General features: G+C 71.9%; 15 protein-coding genes and 1 pseudogene. 7 read left to right on the plus strand and 9 right to left on the minus strand.

The genetic code is table 11. The features are described 5' to 3' along the window. Window positions 1–30: 30 nt before the first annotated feature. Window positions 31–258 carry a hypothetical protein gene (locus FGW37_RS32115; RefSeq protein WP_179084291.1) on the minus strand — a complete coding sequence of 76 codons (228 nt, stop codon included), beginning with the start codon at window positions 256–258 and terminating at the stop codon, window positions 31–33. Between the two features lie 333 nt (window positions 259–591). Here FGW37_RS32115 and FGW37_RS32120 point away from each other — a divergent pair, with 333 nt between their 5' ends. Further along, the gene (locus tag FGW37_RS32120; RefSeq protein WP_179084292.1) at window positions 592–2709 is read left to right on the plus strand and encodes a catalase; all 2118 of its coding nucleotides are present in this window, start codon (window positions 592–594) and stop codon (window positions 2707–2709) included. A gap of 128 nt (window positions 2710–2837) precedes the next feature. Further along, the gene (locus FGW37_RS32125) at window positions 2838–3089 is read left to right on the plus strand and encodes a hypothetical protein (RefSeq protein WP_179084293.1); all 252 of its coding nucleotides are present in this window, start codon (window positions 2838–2840) and stop codon (window positions 3087–3089) included. Window positions 3090–3369: 280 nt separating this feature from the next. On the opposite strand, the gene FGW37_RS32130 is transcribed toward FGW37_RS32125, so the two are convergent. Beyond that, the gene (locus FGW37_RS32130) at window positions 3370–6042 is read right to left on the minus strand and encodes an AMP-binding protein (RefSeq protein WP_179084294.1); all 2673 of its coding nucleotides are present in this window, start codon (window positions 6040–6042) and stop codon (window positions 3370–3372) included. Between the two features lie 313 nt (window positions 6043–6355). Next, complete coding sequence (nadE, locus tag FGW37_RS32135) at window positions 6356–7186, minus strand: ammonia-dependent NAD(+) synthetase (protein WP_281394913.1); 831 nt, start codon at window positions 7184–7186, stop codon at window positions 6356–6358. 211 nt (window positions 7187–7397) lie between these two features. On the opposite strand from nadE, the gene FGW37_RS32140 reads away from it, so the two are divergent. Beyond that, a complete protein-coding gene (locus FGW37_RS32140; RefSeq protein WP_179084295.1) occupies window positions 7398–8471 on the plus strand; it encodes a DUF4232 domain-containing protein in 1074 nt (357 codons plus the stop codon). 121 nt (window positions 8472–8592) lie between these two features. Here FGW37_RS32140 and FGW37_RS32145 read toward each other — a convergent pair whose 3' ends face one another. Genes FGW37_RS32145 through FGW37_RS32160 form a run of 4 tightly spaced genes read right to left on the minus strand, consistent with a single transcriptional unit; the run spans window position 8593 to window position 13448 of the window. After that, entirely contained in the window at window positions 8593–9738 is a 1146-nt protein-coding gene (locus FGW37_RS32145; protein ID WP_179084296.1) for an XdhC family protein, read from the minus strand. Then, window positions 9731–11872 (minus strand): xanthine dehydrogenase family protein molybdopterin-binding subunit, encoded by a 2142-nt coding sequence (locus FGW37_RS32150; protein WP_179084297.1) that lies wholly within the window; start codon window positions 11870–11872, stop codon window positions 9731–9733. Before FGW37_RS32150 ends, FGW37_RS32145 begins: the two co-directional genes overlap by 8 nt. Continuing rightward, a complete protein-coding gene (locus tag FGW37_RS32155) occupies window positions 11869–12861 on the minus strand; it encodes an FAD binding domain-containing protein (protein WP_179084298.1) in 993 nt (330 codons plus the stop codon). The genes FGW37_RS32150 and FGW37_RS32155 overlap by 4 nt, the downstream gene beginning before the upstream one ends. Further along, window positions 12858–13448, minus strand: a complete 591-nt coding sequence (locus tag FGW37_RS32160) for a 2Fe-2S iron-sulfur cluster-binding protein (protein WP_179084299.1) — start codon at window positions 13446–13448, stop codon at window positions 12858–12860. The genes FGW37_RS32155 and FGW37_RS32160 overlap by 4 nt, the downstream gene beginning before the upstream one ends. A 303-nt stretch (window positions 13449–13751) precedes the next feature. On the opposite strand from FGW37_RS32160, the gene FGW37_RS32165 reads away from it, so the two are divergent. Further along, window positions 13752–14330: a TetR/AcrR family transcriptional regulator gene (locus FGW37_RS32165; RefSeq protein ID WP_179084300.1), complete on the plus strand. Its 579-nt coding sequence runs from the start codon at window positions 13752–13754 to the stop codon at window positions 14328–14330. A gap of 75 nt (window positions 14331–14405) precedes the next feature. After that, on the plus strand, window positions 14406–14987 hold the full coding sequence (locus tag FGW37_RS32170) for an N-acetylmuramoyl-L-alanine amidase (protein ID WP_179084301.1): 582 nt from the start codon (window positions 14406–14408) through the stop codon (window positions 14985–14987). A 9-nt stretch (window positions 14988–14996) separates the two neighbouring features. Here the strand turns inward: FGW37_RS32170 and FGW37_RS32175 are convergent, their stop codons facing one another. Together FGW37_RS32175 and FGW37_RS32180 are read right to left on the minus strand one after the other, a co-directional pair. Next, window positions 14997–16118 carry a serine hydrolase domain-containing protein gene (locus FGW37_RS32175; RefSeq protein ID WP_179084302.1) on the minus strand — a complete coding sequence of 374 codons (1122 nt, stop codon included), beginning with the start codon at window positions 16116–16118 and terminating at the stop codon, window positions 14997–14999. 132 nt (window positions 16119–16250) lie between these two features. Then, window positions 16251–16451 (minus strand): DUF948 domain-containing protein, encoded by a 201-nt coding sequence (locus tag FGW37_RS32180; RefSeq protein WP_179084303.1) that lies wholly within the window; start codon window positions 16449–16451, stop codon window positions 16251–16253. A 484-nt stretch (window positions 16452–16935) separates the two neighbouring features. Between FGW37_RS32180 and FGW37_RS32185 the strand changes: the two genes are divergently transcribed. After that, the gene (locus FGW37_RS32185; RefSeq protein WP_179084304.1) at window positions 16936–17733 is read left to right on the plus strand and encodes an AfsR/SARP family transcriptional regulator; all 798 of its coding nucleotides are present in this window, start codon (window positions 16936–16938) and stop codon (window positions 17731–17733) included. After that, window positions 17733–18389: pseudogene (locus FGW37_RS33690) on the plus strand (AfsR/SARP family transcriptional regulator); the annotation flags it as partial. The gene FGW37_RS32185 and the pseudogene FGW37_RS33690, both read left to right, overlap by 1 nt. Window positions 18390–18528 lie beyond the last annotated feature (139 nt).

Consider the following 18528-nt stretch of genomic DNA (forward strand, 5'->3'; position numbering starts at 1 on the left):
GGGCCGGGCAGGCGGCGCAGGCGGCGACGTTCAGGCGGCCTGCCTGCCGCGGTCCTCGGCAAGCGGGCCCGCAGGCGACGCCCGGTCCACCGGTGGGGGCGGCTCCGGGCAGGGGAGGCCGGGCACGGGCCGCAGGGGACGCTGAGGCTGTACGGGGTGTTCGGGCGCGGGGCTGCTGAGCAATCGTTCCTCGTAGCGGCCCAGCGCGAGCACCACGCACAACAGGAAAGGAGGCAGGAGCAGAGCGACGGCGACCACGAGGGCCCCTTCCGCAGTAGCGGCGTGTTCCCCATCGCCTTGCCGTACATGCCGGATACAAACACTCCTGCCCGGCGCCCCGGGGCCGCGCCGCCCCGCTGGAGCCCGGCCCCGCCGTCACCGCACCCGTTCGTGCCCCGCCGCAGGCCTACGGCTCGGCAAGCAAGCGTCGCCCGGGGGCGCCGGCTGGGCCACCTGGAGCATTCCCGGCGCAACCGCCGCGCCCGTTTCGGCTTGCCGCCTCCGGGCAGGCGGGTCAGCCTGAGAGGGCGAGCGGCGCCGCCGCCGACGCCGGCCCCGAGAGAACCGCACGACGAGGAAGGACGTACGCGCGTGCCCGCTCATTCCGCGTCAGGCCGAGGCCCCTCGGACCCGGACGCCAAGGACCAGCAGCTGGACCGGTTCCGCGCCGCGCCCCGGCACGACGCGCTCACCACCGACCAAGGGGTGCGCGTCGACGACACCGACAATGCGCTGCGCGCCGGACACCGGGGCCCCACCCTGCTGGAGGACTTCCACAACCGCGAGAAGATCACGCACTTCGACCACGAGCGCATCCCCGAACGCGTCGTGCACGCCCGGGGCGCGGGCGCCTACGGCTACTTCGAACCGTACGAGTCGCTCAGCGAGTACACCTGCGCCGACTTCCTCGCCGAGGCGGGCCGCCGCACCCCGGTGTTCGTCCGCTTCTCCACCGTGCAGGGACCGCGCGGATCCGCCGACACGGTCCGCGACGTCCGCGGCTTCGCCACCAAGTTCTACACCCGCGAGGGCAATTACGACCTCGTCGGCAACAACATGCCGGTGTTCTTCATCCAGGACGCCATCAAATTCCCCGATTTCGTGCACGCGGTGAAGATGGAGCCGGACAACGAGATGCCCACCGGCGGCTCCGCCCACGACAGCTTCTGGGACTTCGCCTCCCTCCAGCCGGAGACCACCCACATGCTCATGTGGCTGATGTCCGACCGCGCCATCCCCCGCAGCTTCCGCATGATGCAGGGCTTCGGCGTGCACACCTTCCGCTTCGTCACCGCCGACGGCCGCGGCACCTTCGTGAAATTCCACTGGAAGCCCGGGCTCGGCGTCCACTCCCTCGTGTGGGACGAGGCGCAGATCGCGGCCGGCCGCGACCCCGACTTCAACCGCCGCGACCTGTGGGAGGCCATCGAGGCGGGCGAGTACCCGGAGTGGGAGCTCGGCGTCCAGCTCGTACCGGAGGAGGACGAGTTCGCCTTCGACTTCGACCTGCTCGACGCCACGAAGATCATCCCCGAGGAGCAGGTGCCCGTACGGCCCGTCGGCCGTCTCGTCCTCGACCGCAACCCGCAGAACTTCTTCGCCGAGACCGAACAGGTCGCCTTCCACACGGCGAACGTCGTCCCCGGCATCGACTTCACCAACGACCCGCTGCTCCAGGGGCGCAACTTCTCCTACCTCGACACCCAGCTGATCCGCCTCGGCGGCCCGAACTTCAGCCAGCTTCCCGTCAACCGGCCGATCGCCGACGTCCACCACAACCACCGCGACGGCTTCGGCCAGCAGGTCATCCACCCGGGCACCAACTACTTCCCGAACTCGCTCGGCGGCGGCTGTCCCGCCCACGCGGGCGCGGGCGGCGGCGCCGGGGTCTTCCGGCACTACGCGGAGCGCGTGGACGGCGACAAGATCCGGGTGCGCAGCGAGAGCTTCAAGGACCACTACAGCCAGGCGGCGCTGTTCTGGAACAGCATGGCCGACTGGGAGCGGCGGCACATCGCCGAGGCGTTCCGCTTCGAGCTGGGCAAGGTCAAAGCGGTCGAGGTGCGCGAGCGGATGACCGGCAACCTCGCCCACGTGAACCAGGACCTGGCCGCCGAGGTCGCCGAGGGCCTCGGTCTGCCCGCCCCGGCGCCGGTCGGCGGCGTGACCGCTGCCGCGTCACCCGCCCTGAGCCAGGAGAACCTGACCGGCACGGGCATCCGTACCCGCAAGGTCGCCGTCCTGGCCGCCGACGGCACGGACACCGGGCAGGTCACGGCGGTCCGGGACCGGCTCACCGCCCGGGGCGCGATCGTCGAGGTCCTGGCCGCCAAGGACGGCACCGTCCAGGGCGCCGGCGGCGAGCCCCTCGACGTGGACCGCGCCCTGCCGACCATGGGCTCCGTGCTCTACGACGCCGTCCTCGTCCCCGACGGCGCCCAGGCGGTCTCCGTCCTGACCGCCGACCCCGCGGCCGTGCGGTTCGTCGAGGAGACGTACCGGCACGGCAAGCCGCTGGCCGTCCTCGGCGAAGGCACTCGGCTGCTCACGGCCGCGCGGCTGCCCGAGGGCGTCGTCCTGGGCGAGTCGGCTCCGGACTACGGGGTGCTCACCGGCAACGGCACCGCCCCGGCGGAGGACCTCGCCGACGCCTTCGCCGAGGCCATCGAGCGGCACCGGTTCCCCCACCGCCCCGGACTGCTCAACTGAGACGCGCGTCGGCGGTCGTCCAGGACGACCGGCCGCCACCGCATGCCCTGACGGGTTCGGGGTACCCGGGGCGCGCCCACCGCATCCGCGCGGTGGGGTGAACGACGACGACCACGGAGGTGGCCGACATGGCCCGGCAGCAGCCCAGGAAAACACCCCGCGACCAGCGCGGACCGGGAGCTCATTCCGGTCAGGAGAGCCAGGCGCGCGAGCGCTCCGTGCCGGGCACGGCGAGCGCCCGCGAGGGCTATCAGACCGAGGGCGGCACCGCACACGACGAGGCCCTGGAAGGGGTGAGGGTGCGCGGCGAGCGAGGGGAGAAGGACAGGGAGAAGGAGCGGACGCGCGACGAGGGGCACGGCAAGAGGACCCAGCCGTGACCGGCCGCCGCGACGAGAACCCCCCGGGGCACCGCAAGGCCGTTCCCCGGGACATGCAGGACCAGCAGGCGGGCGGTGCACCGGAGCGGGGCACGGCGGGCCCGGAGCCCTCTCGCGGTTCCCGCGTCTCCCGCGGTTCGAAGAGCGCCGGGAAAGCCGGGGCCGCCGGGGGAGCGGACAAGCGCACCGAAAGGACGGGCGGACCTCAGGTACCGAAGGCCGACGAGCCCCCGGACTGAAGCCGGCGCCCGAGCGGGGTCGGCTGCGCGTGAGGCCACGCCTACCCGGCCAGCGCCCCTCCGAGGTCGCCCCGCGCCCTGCTCGTGCTCGGGGAGGCCGGGGCGTCCGGCCCCGTCCCGGGCTCCTTCGCGGCCGCCGCCCGGCGGGCGAACGGCAGTCTGCGCATCAGACGCGTCGCCACCGTGGCGTACGCGATGCCGATGACGAGCGAGGCGCACAGCGCCAGCATGGGCGAGTGGCCCTTGAGGTGCGGGTAGACCTGCCAGTGCGTCAGGTAGATGGAGAGCGAGCTGCCGGCCAGCAGGCCGGCCGCCCGGTTGAGGGTCCTCGTGCTCGGCAGGACCGGGAACCACACCAGCAGGAGCAGGCCGGAGATGACCACGGCCTCCCGCTGGGCCTGGCCGGGGAAGTGGAAGAGGCCCGGCACGGACACCAGAACCGTCGTGGTCACCAGCAGGCGGTGCCGCGCGGTGCTCGCCTTGGCCGCGGCCCAGCCCAGGGCGAAGAGCCAGAAGACGACGACCGGCGTCATGTGCGGGACGCGCAGGTCGAACCCGGGGAGGTTGTAGCGGGTGACCAGCCCGAGGGCTATCAGGGCGGCGGGAAAGGCGAACGGGAACCGGCGTTCGGTGCGGTCCAGCGCTGGCACGGCCAGGCAGACGGCCAGGGCGACCAGGAAGTAGACGAGGGTCTCGACGAACCAGTAGTGCCACTCCTGCCGGCCTTCGTGCGAGCCGATGACGCTGTTGAGCAGGACGGCGTTCTCGGGGTCGTAGCCCCGGCCGAGGAAGACCACGAGGCTGATCCAGGCGACGCTCGGCAGGGCGATGCGCGCGATGCTGTGCCATGCGTGCCGGGCGCGCTCGCGGCGCGGCGCGGAGGTGAGGTGGAAGCGGGCGAAGTTGAAGCCGGCGATGCCCAGCAGCACGTGCGCCCCGCCCTGGACGACGAACAGGGGTATGTGGGAGCCGACGACGAGGACGATGGCGACGGCACGGAGGGCGACTCCGGTCTCCAGCGTGCGTATGCGGCGCACGGCCGGGCGCCGCCCGGGCCGGGGGAGGGGAGCCGCCGGCCGGAGTTCGCGGATCGGCCGGGTGTGCCAGTCGGCGGGGAGGCGGCCCAGCGTCTGCTCGATCCTCAGCGACGTCTCCACGTAGGAGAGGGAGTCGCCGCCGAGGCCGACGAAGGTGCTGTCCTCGGTGACGTCGGCCCGGCCGAGGACCTCCGCGTAGAGACGGCAGAGTGCCGTGCTGACGGTCACGGCCGCTGCCTCGGGCGCCGTCGCCGACGGCTCCTCGGCTTCGGGGGCCCGCGCCCGCTGCCGCACGGCCCGGTAATCGGGCTTGCCCGTGGCGAGCCGCGGCAGTTCGGTGAAGTGCCGTACGTGCACGGTGTGGACGGGTAATCCGCTTACTTCCGCCGCCAGCCGCCGCAGGTGCGCGAGGTCGCGGGGACGGGGGCCGGTGACGGCTACGACCAGCCGCTCGTCGTCGCCGGTGCAGCACGCGGTGATGCCGTACCGCTTCAGGGACGACTCGACGGCCTGCGGGTCGATGCGCAGGCCGAGGATCTTCAGGAACCGGCCGCTCCGGCCGACCACCTCGTACAGCCCGCTGTCCGTGCGCCGCGCGACGTCCCCGGTGCGCAGTTCGTCGACGGTGCGTCCCAGGCGCAGGTCCGCCGGGGTCCGGGCGTAGCCCAGCATGACGTTCGGCCCGCGGTACACCAACTCGCCGGCGCCCGGCCCGGCCGGGTCGCCGGGCAGGGGCTCGATGCGGAAGGAGCCGCCGGGGACGGGGACGCCGATCGACCGCGGGTGCGCGAAGACGAGTTCGGGCGGCAGGTAGGCCATGCGGGCGGTGGCCTCGGTCTGTCCGTACATCACGAACAGGTCCCAGCCGGCGCGCCGGCCCAGGTCCGCGTAGCTGGCCACGCGCTCGGGCGCCAGCCGGCCGCCCGCCTGGGTGACGTAGCGCAGGTGGGGCAGGCGCATGGCGGCGAATCCGACCCTGTCGAGCAGGTCGAAGGTGTGCGGGACTCCGGCGAAGGACGAGCCGCGGGCGGAGCGGAAGAGGTCCCAGAAGCGGGGGTCGGACACGGAGAGGCCGGTGAGGATCAGTCCCGCGCCGCGCAGGAGGTGGCTGTGGACGACCGAGAGGCCGTAGCAGTAGTGCATGGGCAGCGTCGTGGCGGCCCGGTCTTCCTTACGGATGTCCAGGCATGAGCTGATCGATTCCGCGTTCGCCTGGAGGTTGCCGTGGGAGAGGCGCACGAGTTTCGGCGAGCCCGTCGATCCGGAGGTGCTCAGCAGCAGCGCGAGGTCGGGGTGGAGCTCGTGCGCCGAGACGGCGCGCCGCTCGTCGATGTGCCACGTACCGTCGTCGGCGGGCCGCGCGACCACGTCGGGGTCGTACGCGGCGACGAGAGATTCCACCGCGGGGCCGCTGCCCGGTGACAGGAGGACGGGGTGGCCGGCGGCCAGGGCTGCGAGGTGGACGACGAGCGCGTCGGCCGTGTTGGCGCCGGCGAGCAGCACGAGACGCCGCCGTGGGCCGAGGCGCCGCGCGACGGCTGTCACGCGCTCGGCGAGCTCGCGGTACGAGACCTCACCGGTGGGAGTGATGAGCGCTGTGTGATCACCATGAGTTGCGAGAGCGCGGGCGAAGGGGACCGATTCGACTCTGTTTGACTGGCCGAAAGAGAGCGTCACGGTAAGTATCGTAGATAAGGGTTGCTTTACCTGGAAGCCCGACGGAGAGGGTCTTTTCCGGAAGGTGAACTTCCTTGCCCCTGCCTCGGGGTAGGGCCCCTGACCTGCAGCAATGATCCAGAGTTGTCACGGGTTGGCGTTCCGGGTGGCCTTCCGGATCATTTGATGAAGTTCTCTGACCTTTTCGCAGGCTTTACCTCGACGATTGACTGTCGAGGTTCCTCATGAGGCATTTTCGGCCTCCTCCGCCGCGCCCATGGCTGTTACGTGCAGCTATAGCCGGTGGGCGCCGGGCGCCCACCGGCTCGGGACGTCAGGGAGCGATGGGCAGCTGACGCTTGTGGTCGGTGAGGCGGTAGCGGCGGACGATCGTGTCGAAGGCCCGCTCGTCCACCGGCTTGCCCTCCAGGAAGTCGTCGATGTCGTCGTAGGTGACCCCGAGCGCGTCCTCGTCGGCCTTGCCCGGGTCGAGGGTCTCCAGATCGGCCGTCGGGGTCTTCCACACCAGCTCGGCGGGCGCACCCAGGGCGTCCGCGACGGCGCGCACCCGGCGCTTGGTCAGACCGGTCAGCGGCACCAGGTCGGCGGCGCCGTCGCCGAACTTGGTGAAGAAGCCGGAGACCGCCTCGGCGGCGTGGTCGGTACCGACGACCAGACCCTCGTGCGCGCCGGCCACCGCGTACTGGGCGATCATGCGCTGCCGGGCCTTGATGTTGCCGTGCACGAAGTCCTGGTGGCCGGCGTCGCGGAAGCTGACGCCGGCGGCCAGCGAGGCATCGAGTGCGGCGTCGCTCGCGGGCTTGATGTCCACGGTCAGCAGGTGGTCGGCCCGGATGAACGAGAGCGCGAGCTGAGCGTCGTGCTCGTCGGCCTGGATCCCGTAGGGCAGTCGCATCGCGTAGAACCGCGCCTCGTGCCCGGCGGCCCGGGCCCGCTCGACGGCGAGCTGGCACAGCCGGCCCGCGGTGGTGGAGTCGACGCCGCCGCTGATGCCGAGCACGAGGGAGCGCAGACCGGTGGAGGTCAGCCGCTCGGCGAGAAAGGCCACCCGGCGCTCGATCTCCCGCTCGGCCTCGAAGGTCTCGGCGACCTCCAGTTCCCGGGCGATCTCCTCCTGCAGGGCGATGGACGCCGGCTCGCTCACGTCTGCTCCTTGTCGCGCTTCACGATGTGCTGTTCGCGACCACCCTAGCCGGGCCGTGTTCGAGCAGGTGAGTGCGGTTACCGCGGTGAGCGCGAGCGAGCGCGCCGGGGCGGGCAGGTGCCGGCTGACCGTTCGTCTGTGGCGTGACTGTGACAGGGGATTGTGGTGTGGGCCACGGCGGGCCGTGCTCCGGTCCTGGTCAAATCGGCACATGTTTCGTGACTTTCGCGCTCTTCCCCTCGCCCTCACGGGTGTCCTGCTGCTCACGGCGTGCGGTTCTCAGGTGGCGGGGGCAGGGGAGGACGGCCCGGCGCGGAGGCAAGCGTCCGGCTCGGGCTCCGGCTCCGGTTCCCCCGGCTCTTCCGGTGACTCCTCGTGCGGGACCCGGGCGTCCGGCGCGGCCTCCGCGCCCGGCTCACCGGCCGTGCCCGGCGGTACTGCCCGCGAGTCGGGCAAGGGCGGCGTGACGATCACCGGTGTAAGCCCGGGTACGCGTCCCTGTGCCGGGTTCGAGGTCGCCAATGACAAGAGCGAACCCTTTACGTACACGATCACCTTCACCTTCACGTCGGATTCCGGTGAGGCGCTGGAGACGGTGAAGGAGTCGGTGCCCTCGGTCGGGCCGGGGCAGACCGTGAAACGCACGGTCACCATGAGCGAGCGTGGTCCGGGCGGCCGGACCGTTACCGGCGTGCGGGTGACGAAAGTGAGGAGCGTCCCCGCCGCCGAAGCCCCGACCCGAGGGGGCACCTGCCCCTCATCGGGAGTGCACGTGGACACGGACGAAGGAGACGCCGCCATGGGGCTGCGCGTCGTCGGGCTGCTCCTGCAGAACTGCGGCACCCGGCCCTACCGGCTCAACGGCTACCCGCAGCTCCAGCTCCTCGACGGGGACCACCGGCCCGTGGACGGCGTGAAGATCCTCCGCGGCGGCAGTGCCATCGCGACCGGTACCGGAGCCGACGGCGAGCCTCAGCAGCTGGTCCTGCAACCCGGCGAGTGGGCGCACTCCGGTCTGGTCTGGCGCAACATCACCGGGGGCGGCGATGCCGTGAACCTCCCCTACGTGAGGGTGCGGCCACAGCCCGGTGCTCCTGCGGTGACGGTGACGCCCGAGCTCGACCTGGGCACGACGGGAAAGCTCGGCGTCGGTCCTTGGAAGAAGGACGAGACACGCGCGCCGGGCGGCGCCGGCACGTCAGGTGCGCAGACGCCTGACAGGCCGTCCGCCCCCAGGCCGTCCGCTTCGAGGCCGTCTGCGGCCGGTGCCCCGGACCGGCCGTGAGCGGGGGTTCCCCGTCGCGGTGCCGCTCGGGGAACCCCGGCCCGGCGGCGGTCCCGCGTACGGCGGCCGCGAAGACGAACCGCGAACAGCAACCGGCGACGCGAGGTCCCTCAGAGGTCCCTCAGGCGGCCGCGTCAGCCCTCCGCTCTCCCTCGGCGGCACGGTGAATGGGCGTGCCCGAGCCGGTCAGGGGGACTCCCGTCCCGCCCCGCCGGGCCGCCACGATCTCCGCGGCGATCGACAGGGCCGTCTCCTCGGGTGTACGGGCGCCGAGGTCGAGGCCGATCGGCGACCTCAGCCGGGCCAGCTCCCGCTCGGTCACACCGGTGTCGCGCAGCCGCCGGCTGCGGTCCTCGTGGGTGCGGCGCGAGCCCATCGCGCCGACGAACGCGACCGGCATCCTCAGCGCCTCCTGCAGCAGCGGTACGTCGAACTTGGCGTCGTGGGTGAGCACGCACAGGACCGTGCGCCCGTCGACGGCGGTGCGCCGCAGGTAGCGGTGCGGCCAGTCGACCACGATGTCGTCGGCCTCGGGGAAGCGGGCCCGGGTGGTGAAGACGGGGCGGGCGTCGCACACGGTCACGTGGTAGCCGAGGAACTTGCCCGCGCGCACGAGCGCCGCGGCGAAGTCGACCGCACCGAAGACGATCATGCGGGGCGGTGGCACGCTCGCTTCGACGAGCAGCGTGAGACCGCCGGGGCAGCGTGATCCGTCCTCCGAGAGTCCGACCGTGCCGGTGCGGCCGGTGTCCAGCACGGCCCGGGCCTCGGCCGCGGCCGTCCGGTCCAGTTCCGCGTGGCCGCCGAGGGTGCCTTCGTACGCTCCCGTGTCGCGTACGAGCAGGAGCCTGCCGAGGAGTCCGGCCGGACCCCGGACGACCCGGGCGACCGCCACCGGCTCTCCTTCGGTGGCGCTCGACAGCGCCGAACGGAACACCGCCCGCCACGGCGCGCCCGCGGCGACCGGCGTGATCATGACGTCGATGACCCCACCGCAGGTGAGGCCGGTCGCGAACGCGTCCTCGTCGCTGTAGCCGAACCGTTCGACGACCGTCTCGCCCGCTGCCAGCGCCTGCCGGCACAGCTCGTACACCGCTCCCTCGACGCAGCCTCCGGAGACCGAGCCGATGACCGTGCCCTCGCTGTCGACGGCGAGGGCGGCGCCGGGGCCGCGCGGGGCGCTGCCGCTGACGGCCACCACGGTGGCGACGGCGAAGTCCCTGCCCTGCCCGGCCCAGCGGTGCAGCTCCTCGGCGATGTCAAGCATGCGGTTCCCTCGTGCTCGTCCCGGCCGCGATGACGCGGTCCGGCCGGATGGGCAGGCTCCGGTGGCGTACGCCCGTCGCGTGCCGGACCGCGTTGGCGACGGCCGCCGCGGCGCCGACGATGCCGATCTCGCCGATGCCCTTGATGCCGACCGGGTCGTCCGGGTCCGGGTCGGCGTCGTCGATCCAGTCCGCCTCCACGTGTGGCACGTCGGCGTGCGTGGCGACGTGGTATCCCGCGAGGTCGGCGCCGTAGTGGCCGCCGGAGGCGCGGTCCCGGACGGCCTCTTCGTGCAGGGCCATGGAGATGCCCCAGGTCATCCCGCCGACGAACTGGTTGCGGGCGGTGAGCGGGTTGACGATCCGGCCCGCCGCGAAGATGCCGAGCATGCGCCGCACCCGTACCTCGCCGGTGCCGACGTCGACGGCGACCTCGGCGAACTGGGCTCCGAAGGAGTGCCGTTCCTTCGGAGGGAGCGCCGCGACGGCCGCGGTGGTGTCCGACCGTACGGTGATTCCTTGCGGCGGGATGCCGGTGCCCGGGGCGAGCCGCTCGCGCAACTCGGCGGCCGCGGCGGTGATCGCCCACGCCCAGGAGCGGGTGCCCATCGAGCCTCCGGCGATCATCGCCGGTCCGAAGTCGCTGTCCCCGATCCGCACCCGGACGCGGTCCGGCCCGGTCTCCAGCGCGTCGGCGGCCACCTGGGTGAGCGCGGTCCGCGCGCCGGTCCCGATGTCCGCCGCGGAGATCCGTACGGTGAAGGTGCCGTCCGCCTCCGCCGTCACAGCCGCCGTGGACGGCCGGGCCATCACAGGGAAGGAGGCCGCCGCCGTGCCGGTGCCGAGCAACCAGCGGCCTTCACGGCGCACCCCGGGACGAGGGTCACGGTCCGCCCAGCCGAACCGGCGGGCGCCCTCCCGGAAGCAGGTGAGCAGGTGGCGGCCGCTGAAGGGCAGGCCGGACACGGGACCGCGCAAGGGCTCGTTGCGCACGCGCAGCTCGATCGGGTCGATGCCGCACTTCTCGGCGAGTTCGTCCAGCGCCGCCTCCAGCGCGAACGAGCCCGGCGCCTCGCCCGGTGCGCGCATCCAGGTCGGCGTCGGCACGTCGAGGCGTACCACCCGGTTGGCCGTGTGGTGGGCGTCCGCGTCGTACATCACCCGCGCCGCAGCCGCACTCGGCTCGACGAATTCGTGCACGGTGGAAGTGAGGCTCAGCGAGCGGTGCTCCAGCGCGCGCAGCCGCCCGTCGGCGTCGGCGCCCAGCCTGATCCGCTGCGCCGTGGGGCTGCGGTAGCCGGCGAGCGAGAACATCTGGCGGCGCGTCAGTACAACCCGCACCGGGCGCCGCAGGACGGTCGCGGCCATCACGGCGGCCACCTGATGGGCGCGGAGCCCCTTGCTGCCGAACCCGCCGCCGACGTGTTCGGACCGCACCCGGACCGAGGCCGGGTCGAGCGAGAACAGGCTCGCGAGCTCGCCCGCGACCCAGGTGGTGCCCTGGTTGGAGTCGACGACTTCGAGCCGGCCGCCGTCCCAGCGCGCCGTCGCCGCATGCGGCTCCATCGGACTGTGATGCTCTTCGGGAGTGCTGTACTCCGCGTCCACGACGACGGCGGACGCCGCGAGTCCGGCCTCCAGGTCCCCCTTCTCGACGACGGCCGGCAGATGGCTGTCCAAGGGATACGCGTCCGGGCGCTCGCCGGAGAACGCGATGTCGTACGGCTCCTCCTCGTAGTGCACGACGAGCGCTTCGGCGGCCTCCCTGGCCTGCTCGGGTGTCTCGGCGACGACCAGCGCCACGGGCCAGCCCATGTGCGGCACCCGGTCGTGCTGGAACGCGGCGCAGGTCGGGTCCGGTGGAGCCCCCAGGAGGCCGATGTAGCCGGTGTCGACCCGCGGGGCGTTCCCGTGGTGGAGAACGGTGAGCACCCCCGGCATCGCGAGGACCGCGCCCGTTTCCAGCGAACGGATGCGTCCACGGGCGACCGTGGACAACACCAGCCAGCCGTGGGCGAGTTCGGCGAAGGGAACCTCGGCGGCGTAGCGGGCCGCTCCGGTGACCTTGTCGCGGCCTTCCACCCGGGTGTACGCGGTGCCGACGGCGCCCTTGCGTGCCGTTGGGGCGGTGGTCATCGGGCGGCCTCCTCGGCGAGTCCGGAAAGCACCGCCACCACGAGATTGCGCATCAGCGTCACCTTGTATCCGTTGTCCGGCAGCGGCTGGGCGGCCGACAGTTCGGCCTCCGCGGCGGCGGCGAACACCTCATCGCCGGGGGGCGCCCCGGTCAGCGCACGTTCGGCCGCCGTGGCCCGCCACGGCCGGGACGCGACCGCACCGAAGGCCAGGCGCGCATCGCGGATCACGCCGTCCCGGACGTCGAGTGCGGCGGCGACCGAGCCGATCGCGAACGCGTACGAGGCACGCTCGCGCACCTTCCGGTAGCGGGAGCGGGCGGCGGCCGGAGCAGGCGGCAGGGTGACGCCGGTGATCAGTGCTCCTGGCGGCAGGGCGGTCTCCAGGTGCGGTGTGTCGCCCACGGGCAGGTAGAACTCGGTGAGCGGCAACGCGCCCGGACCGTCCGTCGATTCGTATGAGACGACGGCGTCGAAAGCCGTCAGCGCCACGGCCATGTCCGAAGGGTGGACCGCCACGCAGTGGTCGGAGGCGCCCAGGATCGCGTGGTTGCGGTGTTCGCCCTCGACGGCGGGGCAGCCGCTGCCGGGGACGCGCTTGTTGCAGGGTCTGGTCACGTCGGCGAAGTAGCCGCAGCGGGTGCGCTGGAGCAGGTTGCCACCGACCGTGGCCATGTTGCGCAGCTGCCCGGAGGCACCGGCCAGCACCGCCTGCGCCAGCGCCGGGTAGTGGCGACGGACGCCGGGGTGCGCGGCGAGGTCGCTGTTGGTGACGGTCGCGCCGATGTGCAGCCCTCCGTCCGCAGTCGGCTCGATGCGGGCCAAGGGCAGTTCGCGCACGTCGACGAGGCGGGCGGGGCGCTCGACGCCGGCCTTCATCAGGTCGACGAGGTTGGTGCCGCCGCCGAGGAAGCGGGCGCCGGGGTCGGCATCGAGCAGCGCGAGGGCGCCGGAGACGTCGAATGCGCGCTGGTATCCGAACTCCTTCACGCGGCCGCTCCCTTGGCCGCCGGGGCCGTCGCGCGCTCCGTGGTCTGCGTCCGGACCGCGGCCGCGCGGGCGACCGCCTGCACGATCGACACGTAGGCGGCGCAGCGGCACAGGTTCCCGCTCATCCGCTCCCGTATCTCGTCGGCGGTCAGCGGGGGCGGCCCCGCTTCGGGCCGTACGTCGTCGGTGACGGCGCTCGGCCATCCCGCTGCGTGTTCCTCGATCACCGCGACCGCCGAGCAGATCTGCCCCGGCGTGCAGTAGCCGCACTGGTAGCCGTCCAGGTCGAGGAACGCCTGCTGGACCGGGTGCAGTCGATCGCCTTCGGCGAGGCCTTCGACGGTGGTGATCACACGCCCCTCGGCCGCCACCGCGAGCTGCAGGCAGGCCACGGCCCGGCGGCCGTCGAGCAGGACGGTGCAAGCACCGCACTGCCCCTGATCGCAGCCCTTCTTGGTGCCGGTCAGATCGAGACGCTCGCGTAACGCGTCGAGGAGGGTGGTGCGGTGGTCGACGGTCAGGGTGTGCTTGTCGCCGTTGACGTCCAAGGTGACGGAGCTGTGCGTGGACGAGGGGGGTGGGGCCATGATCAGCCTTCTTTCGCGTATCCGGAGCACGCCGAGGGGGCGGGCCGGCAGGCAGACGAATCAGGAGCCGAGTCAGGAGGTGGAGGGCCGGGCTGGAGAGGGCGCGCTGTACGTACGTGGCGACATGGGCCGGGAACACTGCGGGCGGCGGAGATCGCAAAGCCGGTGCCGCGACGGCCACCAGCAGGCCGTATCCGCCGCTATGGTGAGCACAAGCGGACAACTGTCCGCTCATTCGGAGCGTAGTGGACAGTTGTCCGGTTAACAAGGGCGGGATTCGGGCACGCGCCGCCGGGAGGACGAGTGCAGGAGAAGAAGGACGCGGCTCTGCGGTCGGACGCGAGGCGAAACCGCGAGCGCATCCTCGAAGCGGCCGTGGCCGAGCTGACGCGCTGCCCGGACGCCCCGCTGAGCGCGATCGCCAGGAAGGCGGGCGTCGGACAGGGCACGTTCTACCGCAACTTCCCCCACCGCGAGGCACTCGTCCTCGAGATCTACCGCTACGAAATGCAGCAGGTCGCCGACACGGCGGCCCAGTTGCTCGAAACGCGGGAGCCGGACCGGGCCCTGCGCGAGTGGATGGACCGCCTCGCCCGGTTCGCCATGACCAAGGCCGGCCTGGCGGACGCGATCCGCTTGGCCACCGGCAGGCCCGGGGGACCGGCGAAGCCGGGACACGCCCCGGTGACCTCCGCGGCCGGCCTCCTGCTCCGCGCCAACGAGCAGGCCGGCACCATCCGTCCGGGCGTCTCCCCGGACGACTTCCTCCTCGCCATCGCCGGCCTCTGGCAGATCGACCCCCGCTCGGACTGGCAGCCGCGCGCCACCCGGCTGCTGGACCTCGTCATGGACGGACTGCGCGCGGGAGCGCCGGGGCGGTAACCGTGCCCGGCAAAGGGCTGTCCGGCTCAGCGTCAGACGACCGGGCAGCGCGTAGGGTCGGGAATCATGGGCCTCATGGAACGCTATGCCTGCGATCACCTCGTCAGCTGGCACCACCGGCTGCCCGAGCGCCGCCCCGACACCGTCACCACGGTCGTGCTGCACGCCACCGAGCTGCCCGGCTTCGAAGAGGCGCTGCTGGAAGCCGACAAGACGGCACAGGAGAGCGAGACCGGGCGCGGGATGTGCGGGCACCTGTACATCGACCGCGACGGTACGGTGCACCAACTGGTGCCGTTCGAACGCGTCGCACAACACGTCCGCGGACACAACACGCCATCCATCGGCATCGAATTGATCAACCGCGGGCGGTACCCCCGCTGGTTCGATGCCGACCACCAGACCCCGACTGAGCCGTTCCCGGCCGCGCAGGTGCAATCGCTCCAGGAAGTGCTGAAGGCACTTCACGGCGAATTCCGTCATCTCACTGACTTGTACCGGCACAGCGACCTCGATACCGCCCTGATCCCGGCAGCGGACCGCCCTGAGACGAAGGTGCGCCGCCGGATCGACCCCGGACCACTCTTCCCTTGGAAAGCGGTGTCGGCGTTCTGGGGTGGGCTCAGCCACGGACGAGATGCGCGCCTTCCTCGGTAACGACCATTTTCAGAGCGTGAGCGCCTCGTAGGTGGCGCGGAGGAGTGCGTGGCCGCGTGGGTCGGCGAGACCGAGGCCGTCCATCCGGTTCATCACGTAGGCGAAGGTCATACGTGTGTCGAGGTCGTTGACGATCAGTGATCCGCCCCGTCCACCCCAGTAGCACGCATGGGGGCCGGCCACGCTGACCGGCGTGTCAGCGGCGTCGAGTGCGTAGCCGATGCCGAAGCGCAAGGGAATGCCGAGTACGAGGTCGATGCCGTGGGACTGTTCGTCGAACACTGAACGGCAGGTGGCTTCGGAGAGAAGGCGCGCCGAAGGCGTACGGCCTCCGGAGGAGAGCAGGGACTGGACGGCGGCGACGGATCGTGCGTTTCCGTAGCCTGCTGCGGCGGGGATCTCGGCGCGACGCCACTGGGCGGTCCAGGTGTCCTGGGTCGTGACGTAGGAGCCGACCGGGATGGTCGCCCGAGGGTTGGCCGCGGGTGCGGGGCCGGGTGCGGGGATGCCGTGGGAGACGCGGTGATCGTGTTCGGCCTTGAGGCCTATGTGGAAGTCGGAGCCGATTGGGGCGGCGAGCTGCTCCGCGAAGAAGGTGCCGATCGACTGCCCGCAGATGCGGCGGATGACTTCGCCGATCAGGAAGCCGTGGGTGAAACGGTGATAACCGGACCTCGTACCGGGCTTCCAGCGGGGTGTCTGGCGGGTCAGCAGGGTGGTGGCCTTCTCCCAGTCGCACAGGTCGTCGAGCGTCATGGGCCGGTCCCAGTCGGGTAGGCCGGCGGTGTGGCTGAGCAGGTGCCGGACCTTGATGTACTCCTTTCCTGCGGTACTGAACTCGGGCCAGTACTTCGCGACCGGAGCGGACAGATCGAGTTCACTGCGGTCCGCGAGGAGGAGAGCACACAGCGCCGTCATCGTTTTCGTGATGGACCACACGTTGGTGACGGTGTCGTGCTGCCATGGCCGCGTACGGGACTGATCCGCGTGCCCGCCCCACAGATCGACGACGGGTTCGCCGTCGATGTAGACCGCCACCGAGGCGCCGACGTCCGCGCCGCTGCGCAGGGAGCCGGAGAATACCGCTCGTACGCCGCTGAACTGATCGTTGCAACTGCCGTGAATCTCCATGCTGTACTAGAACTCCGATCCAGGCGCTGAGGGAAGCCCATACTGGCGTTGGCCCCCACAACTGCCGCCGCCCGAGCCCAGGGCAGCGTCCCGCTCGGGGCCCGGGTGGGAGTCCGGGCCCCGACGGTTTGTTCAGATCGAAGTGGAGGTCACTACGTAGTACAGGGCGTAGAGAACTCCCGGAAGCGCGGTGATCAGTCCGCCGAGTGCCGCGATCACCGCGGGCAGCCGGCGTGTCGACCGCAGTACGCGGGCGAGGTAACCGACGAGTACGAAGAACGCCAGGGCCACGACGACCCCGGCTGCCAGCCAGACGGATGGATTCGGATGCATCTCTGCTCTCCTTGCGACCGTTGCCCAGTCCGGAAGTCCGGCGCAGAGGCAGGGATGCGCCCCGCTTGCAAGCCCTTGGTAGGAGGGCCGGGCCGATCCGCAACCACACGCCGAACGCTACGACGGTAGCCCAAATGGGGGTCCGTGTACCAGAGTTGACGGAAAGGAAGAGGGGGAAGCAGGCAAGGCGGAGCCGTCCGGGCTACCACCCCCGGAGGACTCCGCCTGAGCCGTCACCGGACTGGGCACGTCGCGGCTGGCGTTGGACCGATGCTTCCACGGGGCGGTAAACGTGTGAGAAACGGCTAAGTGCCGGGGCTCCGTACCAGGTCTCCGTGCAGATGAGTGGTCTGCTCTCTGCAGCTGCTCTGTTCTCACTTAACGTCTGCTGAATCTGCCTGTAGAGTCTTAAGCGTCGTTCAGTGTCCTTGAGTTGAGTTGAGGCGGTGGGATGACGGCCCTGCGATTCAGCATCTTGGGCCCGGTGGAAGCCCACTGGGAGGGGCGCCCTGTCGAGCTCGGCCCGCCGCAGCGCAGGGCGGTGCTCGCCGCGCTTCTGCTCGCCGAAGGGCGGACGGTGACCGTGGCCGCGCTGCGGGACGCGATCTGGAAGGCATCGCCGCCCGCGTCCGCCATCTCGGCGATCCAGGTCCATGTGCACCACCTGCGAAAGGCCTTGGGGGCGCTTCCCCGGGAGCGGGAGAACGCGGACGGCCCGCCGCGCCTGGTCACTCATCCGGGCCACCCTGCCGACCAGGTGAGTTACGCCCTGCACGTCGCCGAGGGCACCGTCGATGCGGAGCGCTTCCGCACCCTGGCCCGTCGGGCCGACGAGGCCGGGGCCCACGGCGGCACGGCGGAAGCCCTCGCCCTCCTCGACGCCGCGCTCGCCCTCTGGCGGGGAGATCCGCTCGCAGGCCTGCGGATTCGGGACTTCCACGCCGACCACGTGCTCGGGCTCCGGGACCTGAGGCTCGACCTGGTCAAGCGCAGGGCCGCCGCCCTGCTCGCGACGGGCGCCACGGCACGTGCGACGGCCGAGCTGCGTCAACTGCGCGCCGAACACCCCGCCGACGAGCAGATCGTGGTGCTGCTGGCCACGGCGCTCCGCCAGGGCGGTGCCCACGCCGGCGCCCTCGATCTCGTCAAGGGCGAGGTGGAGCGCTGGCAGCGCGAGTACGGTGTCCGGCCGCCATCCCTCCTGCGCGAGCTGTCCGGGAGTTCCGACAACCCTGCCCGTTCCGACAACGCTGTCCGTTCCGACAGCAACGGGTCCTTGTGATGACGCGCATCGAGGCGAAAGTCCTGGGCCCCCTGGAGCTGGTGGTGGACGGGCGGCCGGTCACTCCGACGGCCTCGCGCCTGCTCACCGTGCTCGCCTCGCTGCTGGTGGACCCGGGGCGCGTCGTCGCGCCGGACACCCTCATCGAGGACGCCTGGGGCGGTAATCCGCCCGCCCATGCCCTGGCCCGGTTGCAGAACTACATCCACCTGTTGCGCAAGCGCATCGCCGACACCGGTGGGGCCGAGGAGGCGAAGCGGGCCCTGACGCGGTCGCCGGCAGGCTATTGCCTCCACGTACAGCCGACCGACCTCGCCGAGTTCACCGCCCTCCTGGAGGCCGCACGCTCCGAGACCGCGGACGAGCGGGCCCACGATCTGGTCTCTCGTGCACTGCGGCTGCACCGAGGCTCCGCCTTCGCAGGCGTGCCCCGCCACAGTTCCCGGATCGCGGCCGCGGCACGGCTGATCGAGGAGCGGCGTCTGGAGGCGCTCGAGCTCCGCATCGCCTGCGAGCTCCGCCTCGGCCGGCACGCCCACGCCGTGCCGGAGCTCCGGCGGCTCGTCCAGGAGCACCCCTTGGACGAGCGTTTCCACCAGCAACTGGCCACCGCTCTGGCCCACGGAGGGCGTACGGCGGAGGCCACGCGCGTGCTGGACCGCCTCGCCTCGGGGATGCAAGCGCAGGGCCGCTCGTTCCCCGCTCGCCTCGAAATCCTCCGGACCGCACTCCAGACGGCCGAGACCGTGCCCGAGGCCCTGGCGCCGCCCGTATCGCCGCTGTCACCCGTATCGA

Origin of the sequence: Streptomyces rectiverticillatus (genome assembly GCF_013394065.1) — a bacterium.
Lineage (GTDB): Bacteria > Actinomycetota > Actinomycetes > Streptomycetales > Streptomycetaceae > Streptomyces > Streptomyces rectiverticillatus.

Bases quoted from the DNA above. Each gene is read 5' to 3' on its own strand.
- FGW37_RS32175 (WP_179084302.1), bottom strand. From the start codon at position 16,118: ATGGAGATTCACGGCAGTTGCAACGATCAGTTCAGCGGCGTACGAGCG.
- FGW37_RS32125 (WP_179084293.1), top strand. From the start codon at position 2,838: ATGGCCCGGCAGCAGCCCAGGAAAACACCCCGCGACCAGCGCGGACCG.
- FGW37_RS32145 (WP_179084296.1), bottom strand. From the start codon at position 9,738: ATGCTTGACATCGCCGAGGAGCTGCACCGCTGGGCCGGGCAGGGCAGG.
- FGW37_RS32170 (WP_179084301.1), top strand. From the start codon at position 14,406: ATGGAACGCTATGCCTGCGATCACCTCGTCAGCTGGCACCACCGGCTG.
- FGW37_RS32180 (WP_179084303.1), bottom strand. From the start codon at position 16,451: ATGCATCCGAATCCATCCGTCTGGCTGGCAGCCGGGGTCGTCGTGGCC.
- FGW37_RS32160 (WP_179084299.1), bottom strand. From the start codon at position 13,448: ATGGCCCCACCCCCCTCGTCCACGCACAGCTCCGTCACCTTGGACGTC.
- FGW37_RS32140 (WP_179084295.1), top strand. From the start codon at position 7,398: ATGTTTCGTGACTTTCGCGCTCTTCCCCTCGCCCTCACGGGTGTCCTG.
- FGW37_RS32150 (WP_179084297.1), bottom strand. From the start codon at position 11,872: ATGACCACCGCCCCAACGGCACGCAAGGGCGCCGTCGGCACCGCGTAC.